The organism is Promicromonospora sp. NPDC023987, from assembly GCF_040639055.1.
Lineage (GTDB): Bacteria > Actinomycetota > Actinomycetes > Actinomycetales > Cellulomonadaceae > Promicromonospora.
On record NZ_JBEZZF010000001.1, the window covers coordinates 134404 to 152927 of the forward strand.

The 18524-nt window shown below is 67.8% G+C and carries 16 protein-coding genes and 1 tRNA gene; 14 read left to right on the forward strand and 3 right to left on the reverse strand.

What is annotated here, in order from left to right; all coding sequences use genetic code 11:
* Positions 1-200 precede the first annotated feature (200 nt).
* The 14 genes from AB0F40_RS00645 (at position 201) to AB0F40_RS00710 (ending at position 16471) form a co-directional block, all read left to right on the forward strand.
* The gene (locus tag AB0F40_RS00645) at positions 201-1127 is read left to right on the forward strand and encodes a hypothetical protein (protein ID WP_357462536.1); all 927 of its coding nucleotides are present in this window, start codon (positions 201-203) and stop codon (positions 1125-1127) included.
* A gap of 163 nt (positions 1128-1290) precedes the next feature.
* Positions 1291-1740, forward strand: a complete 450-nt coding sequence (locus AB0F40_RS00650) for a hypothetical protein (RefSeq protein WP_357462539.1) — start codon at positions 1291-1293, stop codon at positions 1738-1740.
* 145 nt (positions 1741-1885) lie between these two features.
* On the forward strand, positions 1886-2908 hold the full coding sequence (locus AB0F40_RS00655; RefSeq protein ID WP_357462542.1) for a hypothetical protein: 1023 nt from the start codon (positions 1886-1888) through the stop codon (positions 2906-2908).
* 25 nt (positions 2909-2933) lie between these two features.
* The gene (locus AB0F40_RS00660) at positions 2934-3935 is read left to right on the forward strand and encodes a DNA-processing protein DprA (RefSeq protein ID WP_357462545.1); all 1002 of its coding nucleotides are present in this window, start codon (positions 2934-2936) and stop codon (positions 3933-3935) included.
* A gap of 449 nt (positions 3936-4384) precedes the next feature.
* Positions 4385-5536, forward strand: a complete 1152-nt coding sequence (locus AB0F40_RS00665) for an ArdC-like ssDNA-binding domain-containing protein (RefSeq protein WP_357462548.1) — start codon at positions 4385-4387, stop codon at positions 5534-5536.
* Entirely contained in the window at positions 5533-5877 is a 345-nt protein-coding gene (locus AB0F40_RS00670; protein WP_357462551.1) for a hypothetical protein, read from the forward strand. The genes AB0F40_RS00665 and AB0F40_RS00670 overlap by 4 nt, the downstream gene beginning before the upstream one ends.
* Before the next feature lie 20 nt (positions 5878-5897).
* The gene (locus AB0F40_RS00675; RefSeq protein ID WP_357462553.1) at positions 5898-7721 is read left to right on the forward strand and encodes a TraM recognition domain-containing protein; all 1824 of its coding nucleotides are present in this window, start codon (positions 5898-5900) and stop codon (positions 7719-7721) included.
* Positions 7693-8736 (forward strand): hypothetical protein, encoded by a 1044-nt coding sequence (locus AB0F40_RS00680; protein ID WP_357462556.1) that lies wholly within the window; start codon positions 7693-7695, stop codon positions 8734-8736. The genes AB0F40_RS00675 and AB0F40_RS00680 overlap by 29 nt, the downstream gene beginning before the upstream one ends.
* Positions 8737-8941: 205 nt before the next feature.
* On the forward strand, positions 8942-9424 hold the full coding sequence (locus AB0F40_RS00685) for a single-stranded DNA-binding protein (RefSeq protein WP_357462559.1): 483 nt from the start codon (positions 8942-8944) through the stop codon (positions 9422-9424).
* Positions 9425-9439: 15 nt separating this feature from the next.
* Positions 9440-10267 carry a hypothetical protein gene (locus tag AB0F40_RS00690; RefSeq protein ID WP_357462562.1) on the forward strand — a complete coding sequence of 276 codons (828 nt, stop codon included), beginning with the start codon at positions 9440-9442 and terminating at the stop codon, positions 10265-10267.
* Positions 10267-11394 carry a hypothetical protein gene (locus AB0F40_RS00695; protein WP_357462565.1) on the forward strand — a complete coding sequence of 376 codons (1128 nt, stop codon included), beginning with the start codon at positions 10267-10269 and terminating at the stop codon, positions 11392-11394. Before AB0F40_RS00690 ends, AB0F40_RS00695 begins: the two co-directional genes overlap by 1 nt.
* Before the next feature lie 52 nt (positions 11395-11446).
* Positions 11447-12118, forward strand: coding sequence for a hypothetical protein (locus AB0F40_RS00700; protein ID WP_357462568.1), 672 nt, complete (start codon positions 11447-11449; stop codon positions 12116-12118).
* 67 nt (positions 12119-12185) lie between these two features.
* Positions 12186-12605 (forward strand): hypothetical protein, encoded by a 420-nt coding sequence (locus AB0F40_RS00705; RefSeq protein ID WP_357462572.1) that lies wholly within the window; start codon positions 12186-12188, stop codon positions 12603-12605.
* Positions 12606-12796: 191 nt separating this feature from the next.
* Positions 12797-16471 carry a hypothetical protein gene (locus tag AB0F40_RS00710; protein WP_357462575.1) on the forward strand — a complete coding sequence of 1225 codons (3675 nt, stop codon included), beginning with the start codon at positions 12797-12799 and terminating at the stop codon, positions 16469-16471.
* 223 nt (positions 16472-16694) lie between these two features.
* On the opposite strand, the gene AB0F40_RS00715 is transcribed toward AB0F40_RS00710, so the two are convergent.
* The 3 genes from AB0F40_RS00715 to AB0F40_RS00725 form a co-directional block, all read right to left on the reverse strand.
* On the reverse strand, positions 16695-18002 hold the full coding sequence (locus AB0F40_RS00715; protein WP_357462579.1) for a tyrosine-type recombinase/integrase: 1308 nt from the start codon (positions 18000-18002) through the stop codon (positions 16695-16697).
* A complete protein-coding gene (locus AB0F40_RS00720) occupies positions 17999-18229 on the reverse strand; it encodes a helix-turn-helix domain-containing protein (protein ID WP_357462582.1) in 231 nt (76 codons plus the stop codon). Before AB0F40_RS00720 ends, AB0F40_RS00715 begins: the two co-directional genes overlap by 4 nt.
* 160 nt (positions 18230-18389) lie before the next feature.
* Positions 18390-18462, reverse strand: a tRNA-Ala gene (locus tag AB0F40_RS00725).
* Positions 18463-18524 lie beyond the last annotated feature (62 nt).

The following is an 18524-nucleotide window of genomic DNA, read 5'->3' on the forward strand; positions in this document are numbered from 1 at the left end:
CCGGCGCCACATTAGTCCGTCTGGGTATGTCATTGCGTTGCGCGCTTCGACGCAGCGGGACCGGCGAACGGAGCCCGCATGGCGACCGGGTGCCCGGCCCTACCTCCCCTGCAGCGGCGGCATACCAAGTGCACGCCACGATCGGGAGGAACTGAGCGATGCCCACTGACGATGAATTGGACCGTGCAGACACCGCGGCCATGAAGCTCCATGACGCGCTCGACACCCGCCCGGCGCATCGCATGCTGGCCCGCCAGATCTGGACCGCGTTGCGCGGCCTGGGCCTGGACCACGGGTGGGTGACATGCATCGGGATGGACGCCGCGACGTTCACCGGCCACATCACACCGCAGGAGTATGGCGATGCCGGTAGCTACGCGGAGTGGACCGGTCCGATCCGCCCTGCGGGCGACGTCTACGACGCCGTGCTGATGCCGCAACTCGACACCGACCCACCGCCGGACGCCATCATCGCCAACCTGCCCTACGCCAATCTCCACATGCGCAGCCCGCGCAGCGCCAAGAGCGTGGACACGGTCCACGAGGAACTGCTGACGGACACGACCGGGCACATTGCCCCGGGCGGATTCCTCGTCGCTCTGACCAGTCGACAACTGATGGATGGCGAACACACCGGTGTCCGTCAGACGTTGGCCCAGGCGATGGACTTGGTCGGTGCGCTGCGGCTGCCCGGGACGGTCTACCACCCCGCCCTGTCGACCGGACAGACCGCACCTACCGATCTGTTGGTGCTACGCCGTCGCCAGCCCGGCGAGCCGAACGGCTCTGCCGTGTGGGCCGCTTCCGGCCCCGTCGTCTTCCCGGGTGGTCAGGCCAGAGTCAACTCGTACTTCACCAACCACTACCCGCACTACGTGCTCGGGGAGGTCGGGTTCATCGACGACCCGGACGGGGACAGCCGCCGGATCGCCGTCCTACCTTCCAGCACACCGCTGGAACCGGCCGTGCGACTGGGGCTGGCCCAGATCGTGCACCAAGCTCGGGCCAACGGACTCACAGCCCGGCCGCTGGCGGCCGGCCCGGAGCCGGCGCCCCCCGGTGGTGGTGAGATCGCCCGGACTCATCGTCGTCTCGGCCGAGGACCCAGCGCAGTCGTGGGCGGGTGACGAGCGGCGGTCGTGACGAGCTTCGACGCGGACGGCCTGAGCCGGACCCGATCGGCACCACCGGGTTCGCCCAACGCTCGGGCTGTGTCGATCGGCTGCACATGTAGTCGTACGGTCACCGGCTGGCTGGTGATGGTACGTCGCATGAGAGGCGTGAATTCTGATGGCACAGGAGTTGCCCGACGCGGCATTGCTGGTCCAGAGCATGCGGGTGCTCAGCGATGGGCTCATGCGGATCGCGCGCACGTACGAGCGCTACGTATACCTGCAAGACGAAGGCGACCCTGAGACGTTTTCGCCGGGGCACTTCGTGCTGTACTCCGAAAGGAGCAACGACGAACTGTTCGCGATCGAGGAGCAGTACACGGGCACCGACTGGTCCGACCCCGATCGCCTGCCGACGTCGTGGGCCTGGCACACCCGACGAGTCGAGCGCCGTGATGGTCAGTATCGGTGGGCGCTCGACTGCGAGGGCGAGGTGACCTCCGCCGACGTTGTGCAGCTGCTTGAGCGCGCCGAGGCATGGGCTCGTCAGCAGAGCGAGATCGCACGCCAGGCCACCGCGCACGAGGGACCTCGCCACTCGGACGGGCCGCACGGCCCGTCCTTGTAGGGCAGTGCGCGAGTGGGTCGAAGCGATAGCGACGCCACGCCATCACGCCCAGCCCGGCCGCCTAGCCCGGGCTCTCGGACGGAGACCCTCACCTGTTTCTCGACCGCCTCTCCCGGCAGGCGGCAGAGGAAAGGGCGGTGACGTCGTGCCGACAGAAGAGGTCTTGAACGTCCTGGACGCGGCAGCGATCTACCGGCACGACCGGTATGCCTCACCGACGGCGCACGCCATCCTGGCCGAGAAGATCTGGGGCGCGCTGCGCGATCTGGGTGTCGCACGCGGGCGGATGCTGGTGACCGGGCCTTACGCGGGAACGCTCGCGGGTGTCCCGGCGCCTCGCCTTGGCGCACCTGGTCGACGGGCTGATGCCGGCTACCGCGAGCTGACCGCGGCGATCCCGCCCGCGCGGTGGCCGCACCAGGCTCTGAGCCCGGCGGAGTACACCACGTATGACCCTGCCCAGCACGACGTCGTCATCGCGAACATCCCGATGGCCGGTCTGCAGCCCCGGTCCGTGCACAGCGCGCGCCGGATCGAGCAGGCGCACCGGGCCCTGTTGGCCCAGGCCGTGGCGCGTACGTTCCCTGGAGGTGTGGCCGTGGCTGTCACCGCCCACCAGATCCTGGATCACCCGGCCTCCGCGACTCGACACTTCTTGTCCACCAGGAAGGCCCGGCTGCTGGGCGCGGTTCGGCTGCCGGGAACAGTGCTGCACCACCACCACCCCGAACAGGCGTCACCGGTCGATCTCCTTGTCCTGCGTCGCCCGCTGCCCCACGAAACCCACGCGCCGGCCAACTATCTGGGTGCTGTGCCGGTCAACCTGCCCGGCGGCGTCGAGCTCGTCAACGAGTGGTACGCCCTGCACCACCCGGATCACGTCATCGGCCGGCCCCGCGCGGTCCCCGACCCAGACCGGGACGGCACCCGGTACACCGTGGAGCACGGCGAGATCCCGTGGGACAACGCCCTGGAAACAGCGCTGGCCAGAATCACCAGCACGGCCCGTGACCAGGGACTGACGGCGGTGTCTGCGTCGTGGAACCCGCCCGTCTCCAGGCTCGCACCGGAAGCGGACTGGTCCGCCCGAGCCACCAGCCCGAACCTCGCCGCAGGACAGCACCCTGACCCGGGTGCGCACGCACGGAACCACCGCCCCGGCCTGTGAATCTCCGCACCGACAGGAGCTGACTGTGAGCCCGTTTGACCTGGACGTCGACACGGTCGACGAGCGCACCGCTCGCGCGCTGCTGACCGTCATCAGCCCGCCCGGCCCCGCTGCCGTGACGGGCGCCTGGGTCTCTGCCCGCGGCCCGATCGAGGCTCTACGGCTCGCCCTGGGGAGCGAGCGCGTCGATATGCACGAGCTCTGGGAAGTGGACTACTGGCGCACCACGATCAGGGAACGCGTGACCCAGCTCGGCGTCGCCGACGCGTTCTCCGCCGCGTGCGAGCCCGACGCCCGAGTGCTGATCCCGTCTGATCCGCAGTGGCCGACCGGGCTGGACGATCTGGGTCACTGGGCTCCCGTGGCGTTGTGGGCCGAGGGCTCCACTGACCTGCTGGCAGCGCCCTACACCGACCGGGTCGCCATCGTGGGTCGTCAGGCCGCGACCGAGTACGGCCTGGTCGTAGCTCAGCAGCTGGCAGGCAAACTGTCCGACCGCGGGCTTCAGGTGGTCTCCGGAGGCGCGCACGGCATCGACACCGAAGCACACCGCGGAGCGTTCGTCGCCGGAGGAGCCACGATCATCGTCATGGCCGGCAGCCTGGAGACCCCGTTTCCGCCGTCGAACATGGACCTCTTCCACCGCATCCGGGACAACGGGGGTGTCCTGCTCACCGAGACACCTCCCGGGATCCTGGCGTCCAATACCGGTGCGCGAGCTCGGCACCGGATCACCGCAGCGCTGTCCGGGGGCGTCGTCGCGATCGAGGCTCGTGACCGCTCCGACATCCCCGACGCATGCGAGGAAGCTCTCGCACTGGGTCGTCCCCTGGGCGCGGTCCCAGGTCCGGTCACCAGCGCGACCTCAGCCGCGTCGAACGGACTGGTCGCCCGCGGGCAGGCGGTCTTGGTCGCGAACGCCGACGACGTCACCCGCATGCTGCGCCATAGTGCTCGAAGCGAGGCACAACACGACGCCTCGGCACGGTCGCAGCGCCCGTCGCCTCCGCACGACCCACCGCTGTGAACGGCGAGCGACAGCGATGGACCTGGTCAACGAGCTCGACCTGCTCGCCTCCCCGGTCCCCGATGCCGCCACCGACGCATGCGTCTTGACCACGTTGCACTGCGGGTGCGGTCGGCTGGCGTTGCACGACGTCGACGACCGGCCCGACTGGGATACACCCGTGCCACCCTACCTGGACGGCACCCCTAAGGCGCGGCGGTCCGCTCGTCCCGTACACCACGACGCCCACCAGCACGGACCGACACACGGATGGCGTGGCGCACAACGCCCCAGCCAGCCCGGACTGCGACCGAGAACGCGGCCCCGGATCCGTATCCCCAGGACCAGCCCAGCCTCCTGCCCACACCTGCAACCGCTGGACGCCGCCAGCCCTGGAGTAGCCGCGGCCTGCGGCTCGGTCCGCGGGCGTGTGCGTGCCCCTGCCTTCCAGACACGTCTGGGAGGCAGAGATGCGCAAGGACAACCGCACCCTCGAACAGAAGATCGCCGACCGCAAGGCCAAAGTCGACGCGCTGCACGAGAAGCTGACCGGCGCCGTCGAGCAGCTCGTCACCGGTGACGACTGGCGTCGGGCGATCCAGTTCGCGGCCCGGTTCCGTAGCCGCTCGTTCAACAACACGCTGTTGATCTGGGTCCAGCACTCCATCGCGCACGCCGAGGGCCGCGTCCCGGATCCGTTTCCGTCGTTCGTGGCCGGCTTCAAGCAGTGGCACGCCCTGGGGCGCCACGTCGACAAGGGCCAGGCCGGGTACCAGATCTTCGCGCCCGTCACGGCGCGGATGGCTGGCCGCGACGACGACCCCATCTCCTGGCATCGCCTCGAACGTGACGAGAAGCCCGCGCCCGGTGAGGTTGTCCGGTCCCGGATGGTCGGCGTCCGACCCACCTACGTGTGGCCGCTTTCGATGACCTCGGGCAAGGACATCCCGTTGCCGCCGGCCCCGCAGCTCCTGCGCGGCCAGGCACCGGGCGGGCTGTGGGACGGAGTCGTCGAGATCATCCAGGCCAAGGGATTCCGTGTCCTGGATGCTCCCGACGCCGCTTACCTGGACGGCGCCAACGGCATGACCCACTGGATCAAGAAGACCGTCCACGTGCGCGCCGACATGGAGCCGGCAGCCCGGGCAAAAACGCTCCTGCACGAGGCCGGCCATGTGCTGCTCCACGACCGTGAAAACGCGGATGCCGTCGTCCACCGTGGCGTCGCCGAGGTGGAGGCGGAGTCGGTGGCTCTCATGGTCGCCGACGCGCACGGTATGGACACCACGGACTACACGATCCCGTACGTCTCCACATGGGCGTCGCGCGTCCAGGGCCAGGACCCGGTGACCACCGTCCAGCAGACAGCCGCCCGCGTCCGCTCCGCGGCGCTGACGATTCTGGACCAGCTCGACACCCAGACGGTGACCGACGGCGCCCTGCCGAGCATCGACCGTGCGCACGGTCTACCCGAGCACAACGAACAGGCCCGGCAGGCCAGCGAGCTCGCCGCCGGCGTCGCCGACACGACCGCCCCGCCCGGTGATCGTGTCGGCGAGCCGGGCCAGCGGGTGGCCGTCGGCACACGCACCGCGCCGACGACGGATGGAGTCGCCCGATGAGCGCGCGGCTGCGCGACGAGGACCGCGCCGACGTCGTCCTCGACATCGACCACGACGGCCACGTCACCGTCACGCTCGACGGCCGGCCCTGGGCACCACCGCCCGGCGGTGCCGGCGGGCTGGGACTCGGCCGCGCCGACGTCCCGTGGATCCTGCAGCAGCTCGTGGTCGACCGCGACACCCCGCTGTGGGTCATCGCCAAGACACGCGGGCGAGTACTCAAGGGCATCGTCGTGCCCGAGCACCTCAAAGAACCCGACCTGCCGTTCCCGGCCGACCCACCAGAACCGCCACGACGACCCGCACACAGCGGCCGGACGCACGGGCTGGGGGCGGCATGACGCCCGCCGCGGGTCGCCCGATGGGCGACGAACTGACCAACCTGGCCCTCGGCGCCCTGGTCGCGCTGCTGACGTTGTCGGCAGCACTGCGGTTCGCCGCGAACCTGGCCGCCCTCGTGACCGGTCACCCGATGCCCGACGGCGGTCCTGCCACGGGGCTGCGCGTCCTGACCGACCCGACCGATCCCGGCCAGGTTGTCGGCGCCGCCGGCCTGAACCCGTTCGTGTACTGGCTGGCCGTCGCTGTCCTGCTCGGTGGGTGCGGGGCGCTGGCCTGGGTCGTGTGGCGTACGGCGGCCAGCTTGCGCACACCGTCGGTGCACTCAGGTCAGCAGGGCTTGGCGACCAAGCGTGACCTGGCGCGTACGGCTTCCCGGCGTGCCCTGCTGAAGCGGTCAAGGACGCTGCGTCCGTCGGTAACCAAGGCCGAGCCGTCCGACGTCGGCTACCTGCTGGGCTCGGCGCACGGGCAGGAGCTGTGGGCGTCGGTGGAGGACTCCATGCTGGTGCTCGGTCCGCCGCGGTCCGGCAAGGGCCTGCATCTGGTCATCAGTGCGGTCCTGGACGCACCGGGTGCTGTCGTCACGACCGCGACCCGGCCGGACACGCTCGCGGTGACGATGGCCGCCCGGTCGCAGGTCGGGCCGGTGATGGTGTTCGACCCGCAGCGTCTGGCCGGGCATCTCCCGGCCGGGGTGCGGTGGTCGCCGATCCGCGGGTGCGAGACCCCACGCCGAGCGATGGTGCGTGCCGCCGGGCTCGCCAAGGAGACCGGGCTCGGTGGTAAGGGTGTGGACAACGGTGGCTTCTGGGAGAACACCACCCGTGGTGCCCTCCAGGCCCTGCTGCATGCCGCGGCCCTGGCAGGTCGCGCTCCGAAAGACCTGTACGTCTGGTCCCTCTCGCCGGCCGCCGCGGCGGACGCCGTGGCGATCCTGCGCGCTCACCCTGGTGCCGCGCACGGGTGGGGCGAGGGATTGGACGGGATGCTCAACGGCGACCCCCGCACCCGGGACAACCTCTGGACTGGCGTCGCCCAGGCCCTGTCCTGCCTGGCCGACCCCGACGTGCTGGACGCTGTCAGCCCTGGCCCGGACGAAGTCTTGGACCCCGAGGCTTTCCTGCGCGAACGCGGCACCCTCTACTTGCTGGCTACCGGGGCCGGAGCGTCGGCATCCGGCGCGCTGATCGCCGCCTTGATCGAGGACATCACCGAGACCGCCCGCCGGCTGGCCGCCGTCTCGCCGCGGCAGCGCCTGGACCCGCCGCTGCTGCTGGCCCTGGACGAGATCGGGAACATTGCCGCTCTGCCGTCGCTGCGGTTCCTGATGGCCGACGGCGGAGGCACCGGCCTGACCACCGTCCCCGTGTTCCAGTCCCTGGCGCAGGCCCGTGATCAGTGGGGTCCGGAGACTGCGGCAGCGATGTGGGACTCCGCGATCGTGAAGATCGTCCTGGGCGGGATCTCCGCCTCCACCGACCTGCGTGACCTGTCCACCCTGATCGGCGAGAAGGACGAGGTCACCGACTCGATCACCATCGGCGCGAACGGCGACCGGAGCATCCAGCGGTCCTTGCGCCGCGTCCCTGTGCTGCCACCTGAGGCGATCCGGACCCTGCCGTTCGGCACCGACTTGGTCCTGCTGCGCTCTGCACCACCGATCATCGCCACCCTGCGCCCCTGGACCAAACGGGCCGACGCTGCCCAGCTCGTAGCGGGCCGAGACGCCTTCGAAGCCGCCGTAGGTGGCAACGCGGACGACGCCGGGGCCAAGGACGTCGACGTCACTGCCAGTGAAGGAGGTGCGGTGACCGATGAGCACGCCGAAGATGCTGACGCCTGAGGTGCTAGTGGAGAACGCCTTCGCGCAGGCCGCGGCCGTGAGCCAGAACATCGCCACGGACCTGGCAACGTTCTGGCACCTGAGCGACTGGGCTGACACGGACTACGCCGAGCACGAAGAGGCGACGGAGAACGCGGTCCGTGCCCTGCGCCTGCTGGAGGAATGGCACGAAACCAACACACCCCAGTGGAGCGAGGTCCTAGCCCAGCTCGTGGTTGCCGACAGCCGCCTGCACACCGTCGCTGAGCTGCGTACCCCCATCCTTGAGCAGTGGGACAAGGTGCGTGCCCATCTGGACGGCTACCGGCCTGTGCTGGATGCGTCAGCTGTGGTTGGCGGGCGACGCGGTATGTACGCGTGGCTCGCCTTTCAGGCCACGTTGGCGGCACGACCTGCCGAGGTCACCGCGATGACTCCGGGGCAGCGGGCCGATCGGTTCAGTCGCACGGCCGACCAGTTGATCGAGCAGATGGGCCAGGGGTGGTCCCGGGACCGGGAAGCACACGACTGGTGGAACATCGACGGAGGTTCGGACCCGGAGAACGAGCCCCGGCTGCGCGCCGAATGGGAGGTCGAGTCCGACGTCCTGCTGTCCGCGCTGCCCAATCAGTTTCAGGACGGCACATTGCCCACCAGCCCCGTGGACCAGTACCTGGTCGCTCGTCATCTGGCGGACTGCGCCCGTCATGTGCCCACGGGCGGCGAGGTCACCCGGGTCGTGGGGTCCGAGTGGCGGATGGTCGCAGAGATGCTGCGTCTGGTAGCCGACAGGCCGGATCGCGCGAGCAGCCGATCGATGACGCGTCTGCGCGGGGAACTCAACGATCTGGCCGTCGACCTGGGCCGTTACCAGCGGCACGTTGAGGACACTCACGGGCCAGGTGGCGTGGTGTCGAACCTGACGCTGACTACGGAGCAGGTCCGGGACATCGTCGAGGAACAGAATCGGCGCCGCCTGACGGCAGAGCCGGGGCCTCGGCGCGACCAGCCTCGGCTCGCACCGCTACGGCTCTGAAACGACCCGAACGGCGAGAGCTGGTCGCGTCTCGGGTGAGCCTCGATGGTTGCGTCGACGGCGGAACCATCCCGCGTCAGGAGTCTGGCTCAATGCCCTGACGGGGAACGCGGTCGGTGCGAGGTGAGGCCCGTCGGGACCAGCGGTGCACCTGTCATTCAGCGCCCCGTCGCACCGGTGGGGTTTGACCGACAGGGAGCCCTCCATGACATCCCCCGCCACACCTTCTTCGTCGATCCCGACGTCCGTCAGCTTGGAAGGTCGTCTGACTGCCGACCCCGTCCTGCAGCACACCCGGAACGGCCGGTCGTTCGTCCGGGTGCGGGTACAGGCCGACCCCGTCCCGGTTCGACTGGACGACGGCCAGTTCGCGGACCTCCCAACGGTGTCGTGCGATCTGGTCGTGTTCGGCACGGCCGCCGACCGAATGACCAGCCAGTTCCGGGTAGGTGACCGGTTCGTCGCTTCCGGCCGTGTGAGGACCACCGCCGACGGGACCTGGTTCGTCGCCCGCCGCATCGGGCACGACGCTGCCCGCACCACCTACCGCGTCACCCGCGCCCGCCGCACAGCACGTCGAGGCACGAGCAGCCGCTCGACCAGCGAGGGTACGGGCGCGGCTCAGCTGGCCGGGCAGAACCAGGCGATCGTCGCCGGCCGCATCGTGCCCACGACCAGGACCGCGTGAAGGGACCCAGCCACGATGGACGAGAACCGCACCACGACACCGGACGACAGCCAGGACCACGACCCGGACACCTCCAGCAGAATCGGAGCGGTAGACGAGGCGATGCTCGATGAGTTCCTGAACAGCGCGTTCGCGCTGCCCAGCGATGTCGAGGCCCTGGACGAGGACTTCGACAGCCCCGACGAGGGCACCGGATCTGACCAGGACAATGGCCTCGCCGACGACGTGGATCCCCTCGCGTTGCCAGCGGGCATTGGCAGTGCACCCGCGTACCGTCCGGGACGGTCGCCTGTGCCGAGCCTGCCGCTGAAGCCGATGAACCTGAACCTCCTGTCCGCGCTGGAAGCGAGCCTGTACTGGCGGGACCTGGACGCCTGGGTGACCTGGCTGCGTCGCGACTACGGCCTCAGCGTCACCGTGATCCCGCCGCTGTGGCACCGGCACGCCGAGCTGCGATGGGAGCTGTCCGCCCTGCACACCGCGTGGCTGTCCGCCTTCGACCCGAAGTCTTCTGCGTCTGCGCCGATCACGTGGCATCGCGAGCTGGTCGAGGCGCAGGTTCGGCTGGCCGACTGGGTCTCCCACAGCGGTACCGGGCTGACCGAGGACCGGCCGACGCCGGTCACGTTGTGGCCTGGCGAAACCGGGTTTGGTTCCCAGGCGACCTGGGATTCCGAGGCTGTCCGCCCTCGCGCCTTCTCGGACCGAGCCGCGGACTTCGAGGCTTGGGTCGCGCAGGACATCGCTGCCCGCCGCGCGGTCGAGGACCAGGTCCGATCGGAGACTCGCCGCCCGGTGCCCGGCAGCACGACATCGCTTCGGACCGGTTCGGGGAGGTCATGATGTTCGACGACGGCGCCGAGCAGTTCCTCGACGACGCGTACGGCGATGACGAGCACGCCAAGGCCGCCGCTCGTGCGGACATCGCGGCGATGCATGATCACGTCGGCGCGGACGCGACCGCCGCCCACGATCTGATCGCGCTCCAGGTCTGGAAGACGCTGCGCGCTCTGGGTATCTCCGAAGGCCGGTTCCTGGCGCTCGGACCGTACCCGGAGGTGCTGGCAGGATTGCCACCTTCCGAACGGCGTCTTGAGCCGGGGCAGGCGAGCGGTTTCACCGGGCAGATCCCCTCCGGGCGCGACCTGTCCACGACCTGGCCGCACCACGGGACCGTCCTGCGGGCCATGGACGAGGACACCTTCCACGACGAGCACGACGTCGTCCTCAGCGTCGCACCCTACGTCGATGTCGCGCTGCACCGCCCGGGCATCACGGACCAGCGTCGACTGGTCCAGACTGTCGGCGTGGTCTCGATGCTCGAGGCCACCGAGCCTGGTGGGTTCGCGGTGGCCTTGGTCTCTCAGGAACTCCTCGACGACCCCGACCCTCAGTTCCGTCAGTACATCGCGCACCTGGGCGAGCTCGCCGGCGCGGTGCGCCTGCCCGCCGGCGCCCTGCGCACCGATCCAGGTAACGACCGCTGCGTCGACCTGCTGGTCCTGCGCCGCCACCTCGGAGCCCCGCACCACCCGCACACCTTCCTGCGGTCCTCGACCTACGAACGTGACGGGCTCCAGACGCATCTCAACGCGTACTACCAGGAGTACCCCGAGCAGATGCTCGGCCAGCCCACCATCCAGCGGACCATCTGGTCACCCGCAGAGCTGACCGTCCGCCCGTCCGACGCCGGGCTGGAACATGATCTGGCCGTGGGCATGGATGCCATCGTCACCTTCGCGCGGGAGATGGGCCTCACCGCGGACACTCTCGAATCACCGCGCGAGGCCTACGAGGTCGACCTCGACGCCCCGATTCCGCTCGTGCCAACGGACCTGCCCCAGGAGGCGTACATCGTCGACCCCGACACGGCCCGGGAGCGTATTGCTGAGCTCCGCGCCGACCGTCGTCCGCCAGACCCTGACGGGCCACCCCGACCGCGTGGCCCCGGGGCCGGTCCAGGCATGTAACTGCTGGCAGGCTGGGGTCGCCGGTCTTCGGCGCGGCTTGGAGACTTGGCTCATGATTCCGTCGGCGAGGGTAGTTCTGCCTGCTCCGTCGTCGCTCGAGGGCCTGACCGATCACTGCACGCCTGACCAAGCCAGGCGGCTTCAGCGTCCGATACTGCAGACCATCATCTCGGCCACATGGCCCCTAGTACTTGCAGCACTGCTGCTGATCGTGGCCACTTTCGTCTACTCAGCCGAGTGGCCGACGGCGATCGTCCTCGGTGTCGTCTACAGCATGCTGGTAGCCGCCTTGTACACACGGATCGTGCAGACCGCAGTCCCGGTACGGCCGCAGCGGCCTCATCCGCGCCGCGCGACGTATGTGCTTGAGGGTGGGTCAGCGGTCATCGGAGCCAGTATCACCGACCGGGCCCAGGGCCTTGTCGAGCTGGTCAACCATGCCAAGGTGCCCGGGACCTCCCCGGACACAGTCCGGGCGATGCGACGAACCGTGATCACCGCGATCCTTCACGCCAACCCACTGGTCACCCTGCGGATCACGACCCGGGTCCCCGCTCTCGCGCGGCTGTACGCACTGGACTTCGACGCCTGCGCCGAGATGCTCGACCTGAACCAGCGCAGCGTCACCCGGCCAGTGCGACTCCGGCAGCGCGTGACCGGGCTGCGGACCGAGGTGCTACTGCTTCCCAGCGAGCAGTCAAGGGCAACCGAGCGACGACGGTAGGTGCTGATCGCGGTGCTGGGTGGACACCTGTCAGTGTCACGTTCACGCCGACACCCAGGAGCCGGTCATGCTGACCATCACCCAGCCGCAGCACACCGCGGAAGATGCCGCAGAGGCCATGCGTAACCTGGTCTTCGCGACCCGCAGCTTCACCGACCCCTGCGACACGTACTGGGTGGTGTCCGACCTGGCAGCCACAGCCCGCCGGATGGGTCAGGTCGTGGTCCAGGTCGCCTCCGCACACCGCGAGAACCTGCACCTGGCCCACGACCACAACGGCTCTGCCGCCGTAGGTGGCGTCAAGGCGCTGACTGCGGCGGCCCACCTGCGGCGAGTCGCCGATCTGCTGCGGCAAGCGCACACGAGCCTGGACCTGGCCGCGAAGCACTCCGCCGCCATCGCTTGGTACGACGGGCAATCGAGTGGGCAAGCCGCTCCTGCGGCCAACGGCAGGCGAGCAACTCACTTTTCGACATCGCCCGACTGATCCGATCAAGCTCAACACTGACAGTGAGACGAGCCGTCACCTCGGGATGAGCTTGGCCTCTCTCCGGGTGTAGGCCGTCGGCCGACGTGGTTCACGATGGCGCCGTCCGTCCAAGTGCGTGGCGGCCTCTCGATGTCGGTGTCGGCGGCCATACTGGCTGAGTTGAACGAACCGCCTAGTTGAGGGGCAGAGTGGCCGAGAACGATCCGGAGCAGCAGGGGAAGGCGGAGCGCCACGTCAAGTTGCGCACGCTTGCTCCCGAGTATGTCGGGAACCAGCACGACATCTACGTGCGGCACCTCGAGGAAGCGATCCGCGAGACGAAAAACCGGAACATAGCCCTCACCGGTCGCTACGGATCTGGCAAGTCCAGTGTGCTGGACGCGTTTGAAAAGAAGCACCAGGGATCAACGGTCCGCATCAGCATCAACACTCTCGGTCCCGACGAGGACGATGAGGACCTCACGAACCGAATCCAGAAGGAGCTGGTCAAACAGCTCGTCTACCGGCTCAAGCCAGGGCAGATCCGTCGCTCCAGGTTCGCCAGGCCCAAACCACTAACCTGGTGGCGAGCATTCTTCCAGGCCTTCGGCGTGAGCGTGATCGGCGTCGGCTTGATGTGGCTATTCGGTGTCCGCCCCGCGAGCAACTGGCCAGGCGCCGCAGCCAGCACGACCTACCAGGCGTGGCTTGGCCTGCTGTTCTTCGTCCTCGTCCTGCTCGCCGTATGGGGAATACGCTGGCTTGTCGGAGACCGGATCGTCTCAGAAGTCACAACCGCCGGCACAAAAATTGCACTCGGAGAAGGACCCACTACCTACTTCGACAGCTTCCTCGATGAGATCGTCGCGTTCTTCGATGCAGTCGAGCCCAAGTACGTAATCTTCGAAGACCTGGACCGCTTTGATGATCCGCAGATCTTCGACTCCCTGCGCGAGCTCAATACGCTCATCAACGCCTCGGCGCGCTGGAGGAGGAAGAAGCAGCCCGTACGGTTCATCTACGCCATCAAGGATAGCCTGTTCGAACAACTCGGCGCGGAGCCTGACCGCGAGTATGAGGGTGCGGACGACGAGGAAGCTGCAGCAGGTGCCGTGGCGGCCACGAAGCCTCGGCTCGATGTGGCCGCCGCCGCCGTGCGGCGCGCGAATAGGACCAAGTTCTTCGAACAGGTCATCCCGATCGTCCCGTTTATTTCACACCGCAACGCGCGCGACCACCTCGTCAATGTACTCAAGTCGCTCAACCTCCGCGAGGACGTTGTATCGCGCCCGCTCGTCGACCTGGTCGCTCGGCACACGACCGACATGCGGCTGATGATCAACATCTGCAACGAGTTCGCGGTATTCGCCGAGCACCTGTTCTGGACAGACAACCCCGCCCCGGGAATGACGACCGACCACCTGTTCGCTCTCGTGGCTTACAAGAACTTTCACCTGGCCGACTTTGAAGCCATCCCGCAGGGCACGAGCACGCTGGACGAGCTCGAACGGCACCACCGCGACCACGTCAGGACCCTGATCGAAGGCCTACAGAAACAACGGCGCGACCGCATGAGGACCGAGGAGCAGCGTGAGCGCAAGGAACGCATTGCCGCGGAACTCGCGACTCGGCTCCGCGACATCCGGGACCTGTTTCCCTCACGGACAGGCCGGACCTACACCTCGGTAACGGTCGACAACCAGAATTACATGTTCGATTACGTCAACACTGTGGATTTCTGGGAGCAGATTGCCAAAATCAAGTCGTTCTCCCTCAATCAGCCGCCAAACAATATGAAGGTGACGCTCACCGCGGAGCAGATCAACCGACTTTTCCCGGAGGTCATGGGCTCGGCGCAGTGGCTCGATCCGGATGCCGCGGAACTCGAACGCCTACTTCGCCAGTATGACGAAGATATCGCTATGTTGAGGGGCGCGGATTTCGCCACCCTAGCCCGCTACGAGCGTTCACCGAAGGAGCAGATCCCGTTCGATCAGCGCATCGCCGACGTACTCGGCTCCGAGCTAGCACGTGACCTGGTACGGCGGGGCTTCCTCACGCGCAACTACGCTGAGTACTCGGCGATCTTCTACGGCAACTTCGTCGGAGTCGACGTCGCCTTCTTCTACAACCACAGCGTCCAACCCAACGAGATGTACCTCGACTACGAGTTCACCTCAAAGAACGCGATCAGCAACCTACTCGAGCAGGTCCCGTCCGACTTCACCAGCAGCGTGAGCGCGCTCAACATCCAGGTCGCGTCCCACCTGCTCCGTGAAAGGCCTGCCGATGCGGTGCGACTCGTTACGTATATCGTCACCCACGACAACCAGGATGTCCGAGCATTCCTGGATGCCTTCCTCAACGAGCCCGAAGCCCCGCGTGATCTTCTCGTCCAGCAACTGACGGAGCACCCCTGGCCAGACGTCCTTGAATACCTCGCGAGTCACCCCGGTCTTCCCGACGAAGAGACCCGGCTGGAGCTGCTCACCACGGCGCTGCTGAACGTGGGGCAGGTCGATTCCTTTGAGATCGGCGAGTCCACACGCGCCCTGCTTAAGGCTTCTTGCCCGGACCTGACAGCCGTCCGCGAGCAGCAGCCCCCACCGCAGACAGAACGAGTCTTCGCGGTCCTAGAGGCGGTCGACCTGCACGTCACAGACCTCGGCGAGCTCAGTGAGCCGCTCCGCGACCGCATCGTGGCGGCACACAGGTACGAAATCACCATGTCGAACCTGCAACTCGCACTCGGCATCGACAACGTGCCCACGCTTGACGAGGTGCGTAAAGATCCAGCCGTATGGGAGTTGTGCAAGGCACGCGTCTCGGACTACCTCACCGCCATGCAGGCGGATGCGCCGACGGAGCCCATCGTTAGCGCGGCGACGGTGCTGATCGACGTCCTCAACGAGCAGCGCCAGTCGTGGACGGAAGACCAACTGCGCGACGTAATCAAGGCGAGCGCTCCTTCGATAGCCATCAAGAGCATCCGGGACGTGCCTCAACCACTTTGGTCTGCCATCGTCGAGGCGGGTTTTATGGTCCCCACCCTCGACAACGTGCACGCATACGTGAACGCTCACGGGTTCGACAGCTATCTTGCGGCCGAGCTCGCGCCGGACGGAGTCGAACCGGTCGAGCTGCTGGAGATCGAGGAAGTCACGGCCGATGCCCGGGAGTACGTGGCAGTCTGCGTGCTCAATGCCGCGGACCTTCTCCCCGCACAGGCACGCGTCCGGCTAGTAAGCCAGATGGATATCGATTCCGGGATCACCCTGTCCGAGGTGACACCCAGACCAGAACAGCTCCTGGCCCGGGCACTGGAAGCAAAGGTACTACCGGACGACGTCGAGACATTCGCCCACTTCGCGCAAGGCGGCTGGCAAGCGGTCTCAGAGGCGTTCACCATCTCCGAGAACGTGCCCGAGTTCATGGAACCGGCACTCGTGGAAGGCTTCGTCGCCGAGTTCCTGGAAAGCCAGGAGACGCCTTTTGCGTTGCGTCGAGCCGTCGTCGAGAGCATCGGCAATTACCTTCCCGACGATGACGCCAGTGCTCTCAGGGCAGCGGGGCGGTTCGCGTCCAGCAACCGGATCTGGCTCTCCCTAGAAGACGTCCGCCGCATCGCCCGCGTCACTAAGACCGCCGACGCCGTCCTGCCCCAGCTCGTACACGCGAGGCACACCAGCCCGATCGACCTGGCAGACGTCCTTGCCTCGCTCGGCGAGCCGTACGATAACCTCGGAGGAGGGGCAGGAACAGAGTTTGACCTGCCCGCAGGCTCGTCGAACGAGACGCTCTTCGGGCGTCTCGAAGCCGCTGGTCGGGTCAAGATCGTCCCGAAGCGGTCGGGGCGTGGGCGGAAGGTCCAGAACCTTGCCTGAGGGCCTGGACGGCTCAATGAATCCTCCCCGCGCTTTTCACCCCTGCCTGCCCTGAGATCGTGACATGGAGGCTCCCGGTGCGGTCAGGCGCCGGGAGCCGAGTGACGGCCGACACGCATCGCCGACGAGTTGCGATGTGAGCGCCGTCGGTCCTGCACAGCGTGTGGGCCGGACGCCGTGTGGGCCGGACACTGCAGCGTCCGGCCCACCCCGTCGACCGTCCCTATGCGGCAGCGGACGCCTGCTCGTCTCCGTCGTCGTCCTCGTCGATGTCGTCGATCTCGTCCAACTCATCCTCCTCCAACTCCGACCCCGGCAGCTCGAGCAAGGACCCGTCGGCACCCTCGGGACGCAACGTGCGGTCCAAGTGCTCCGCCGGCGTGAGGTCCACCTTCTCGTCGGGCTCGATGTAGTAGCCCTCGGTGATGGCCGACGACGCATGACCCAGGTAGGTCGCCGCGACACCCACGCTCATCCCACGAGCGAGGACTGTCGCGCCCGTCCTGCGAGTCCAGCGCAGCGTGATCCCGGATTCCTTCAACTTGGCCAGCACCAGGAACTCGCGGAAGGTCCGCCGCACGTTGAACGGGCTCAACGGCGTCCCCTTTCTGCTCGCGAAGATCGTGCGCTCGGCCTCATCCGGTCCCATCTCAGCGAGCCGCTCCTGCAGCACCCGCGCCGCGAACGGAGCGACCGGAATCCTGCGGATCGAGGTCGGAGTCTTCGCGTGCGACTGCCGGAATACCCCTCGGCCCTTCCGGATCACGACGGTCCCGCGGACATGGACGATCATCCCCTTGCGGGTCGAGACCACGTCCACCGGTCGCAGCGCGAGCAGCTCGCCGATGCGCAGGGAGGTCCCCAGCAGGATCTCGAAGATGTCGCGCACCTTGCCGTCCGGTTTGGGGCCCTTGACGCCCTTGCCGGTCCGCCACGTGTTGGCCGCCAGCCGGATCGCGGCGATCTGCTCCAGCGTCAAGGCCTGCGGCGCGCCCTTCGGACGCGCGAGCGGAGACGTTCCCTCGACAGGGTTGCGGGGGATCGCGTCATGCCGCAGGGCGAAGTTGAACAGCAGGTTCAGCATGGTGCGGGAGTGCTTGGCCCGTGAGTACGACACTGCCGCCTCACGCTGGAGGAACAGCTCCACGCGTCCGGTGGTCATCTCGCCGAGCGTGTAGTGCTCGAACGCCGGGCGTACGTGCAGCCGCAGGTCTTCGAGGTAGTTGTGCTTGGTGCCGTCGTTGATCTTCCGCAGCTCCAGGTCGTCCCGCCACAGTTTCTCCAGAGCCGTGAAGGGGCTTGACGGGTCGAGAACGCCACCGCCGTAGCCGGTGCGCTTCAGCAGCTTCTCCTTGAGTGCTGCCCGTGCCGCCGTGTCAGATCCCGCTGTCGCTTCTACTGGGCGCAGGCCGCCGTCGAGGTCTCGGAACCGGGTCTTGGCGGTGTAGGTGCGGCGGGTCTTGCGGCGGTTCGTGCAGACGCTGATCGCGCCGTAGGTACCGATCGCGGTCCGGGGCCGTCCGCCGCTCATGCGTCCTCCCCGGGGTGCCGGACGGCGTCGGCCTGCTCGAGGCGGTCCAACCACTTCTCCACCTCGGAGACCCGGAAGCGCAGCTGGCGACCGACACGAAAGCCTCGTGGGCCGCGGCCCTGGCTGCGCAGGTCATAGATCGTCTGCGCGCTGCAGCCCAGACGGTCGGCCAGCTCCGTCAGAGAGACCGACTCGATCGACGTGATGCTCGCACCGGTGGCGTCCATGTAGTTCAGGTGAGTCAGTTCCGTCGAACGCTTCCGAGAACCACCGAGACCGTGCATGATCAGGTCGAGGCTCGATGCTGAACTGGCGAGTAAATGGCGAGAGGCCATCCCTTCCTCCTTGTGACAGGATTCCGGAATGGCCTCTGACCAAGTGTTTCGGTGGAGCTGGGGGGACTCGAACCCCCGACCCCCTGCATGCCATGCAGGTGCGCTACCAGCTGCGCCACAGCCCCGAAATTGGTCTCCCCCAGCCATTCCAGCCGGGCGAGCGTCGTTAGTCTATGCAGACCGACGC

Bases quoted from the DNA above. Each gene is read 5' to 3' on its own strand.
- AB0F40_RS00645 (WP_357462536.1), top strand. From the start codon at position 201: ATGAAGCTCCATGACGCGCTCGACACCCGCCCGGCGCATCGCATGCTG.
- AB0F40_RS00650 (WP_357462539.1), top strand. From the start codon at position 1,291: ATGGCACAGGAGTTGCCCGACGCGGCATTGCTGGTCCAGAGCATGCGG.
- AB0F40_RS00665 (WP_357462548.1), top strand. From the start codon at position 4,385: ATGCGCAAGGACAACCGCACCCTCGAACAGAAGATCGCCGACCGCAAG.
- AB0F40_RS00670 (WP_357462551.1), top strand. From the start codon at position 5,533: ATGAGCGCGCGGCTGCGCGACGAGGACCGCGCCGACGTCGTCCTCGAC.
- AB0F40_RS00675 (WP_357462553.1), top strand. From the start codon at position 5,898: ATGGGCGACGAACTGACCAACCTGGCCCTCGGCGCCCTGGTCGCGCTG.
- AB0F40_RS00680 (WP_357462556.1), top strand. From the start codon at position 7,693: ATGAGCACGCCGAAGATGCTGACGCCTGAGGTGCTAGTGGAGAACGCC.
- AB0F40_RS00685 (WP_357462559.1), top strand. From the start codon at position 8,942: ATGACATCCCCCGCCACACCTTCTTCGTCGATCCCGACGTCCGTCAGC.
- AB0F40_RS00690 (WP_357462562.1), top strand. From the start codon at position 9,440: ATGGACGAGAACCGCACCACGACACCGGACGACAGCCAGGACCACGAC.
- AB0F40_RS00695 (WP_357462565.1), top strand. From the start codon at position 10,267: ATGTTCGACGACGGCGCCGAGCAGTTCCTCGACGACGCGTACGGCGAT.
- AB0F40_RS00700 (WP_357462568.1), top strand. From the start codon at position 11,447: ATGATTCCGTCGGCGAGGGTAGTTCTGCCTGCTCCGTCGTCGCTCGAG.
- AB0F40_RS00705 (WP_357462572.1), top strand. From the start codon at position 12,186: ATGCTGACCATCACCCAGCCGCAGCACACCGCGGAAGATGCCGCAGAG.
- AB0F40_RS00715 (WP_357462579.1), bottom strand. From the start codon at position 18,002: ATGAGCGGCGGACGGCCCCGGACCGCGATCGGTACCTACGGCGCGATC.
- AB0F40_RS00720 (WP_357462582.1), bottom strand. From the start codon at position 18,229: ATGGACGCCACCGGTGCGAGCATCACGTCGATCGAGTCGGTCTCTCTG.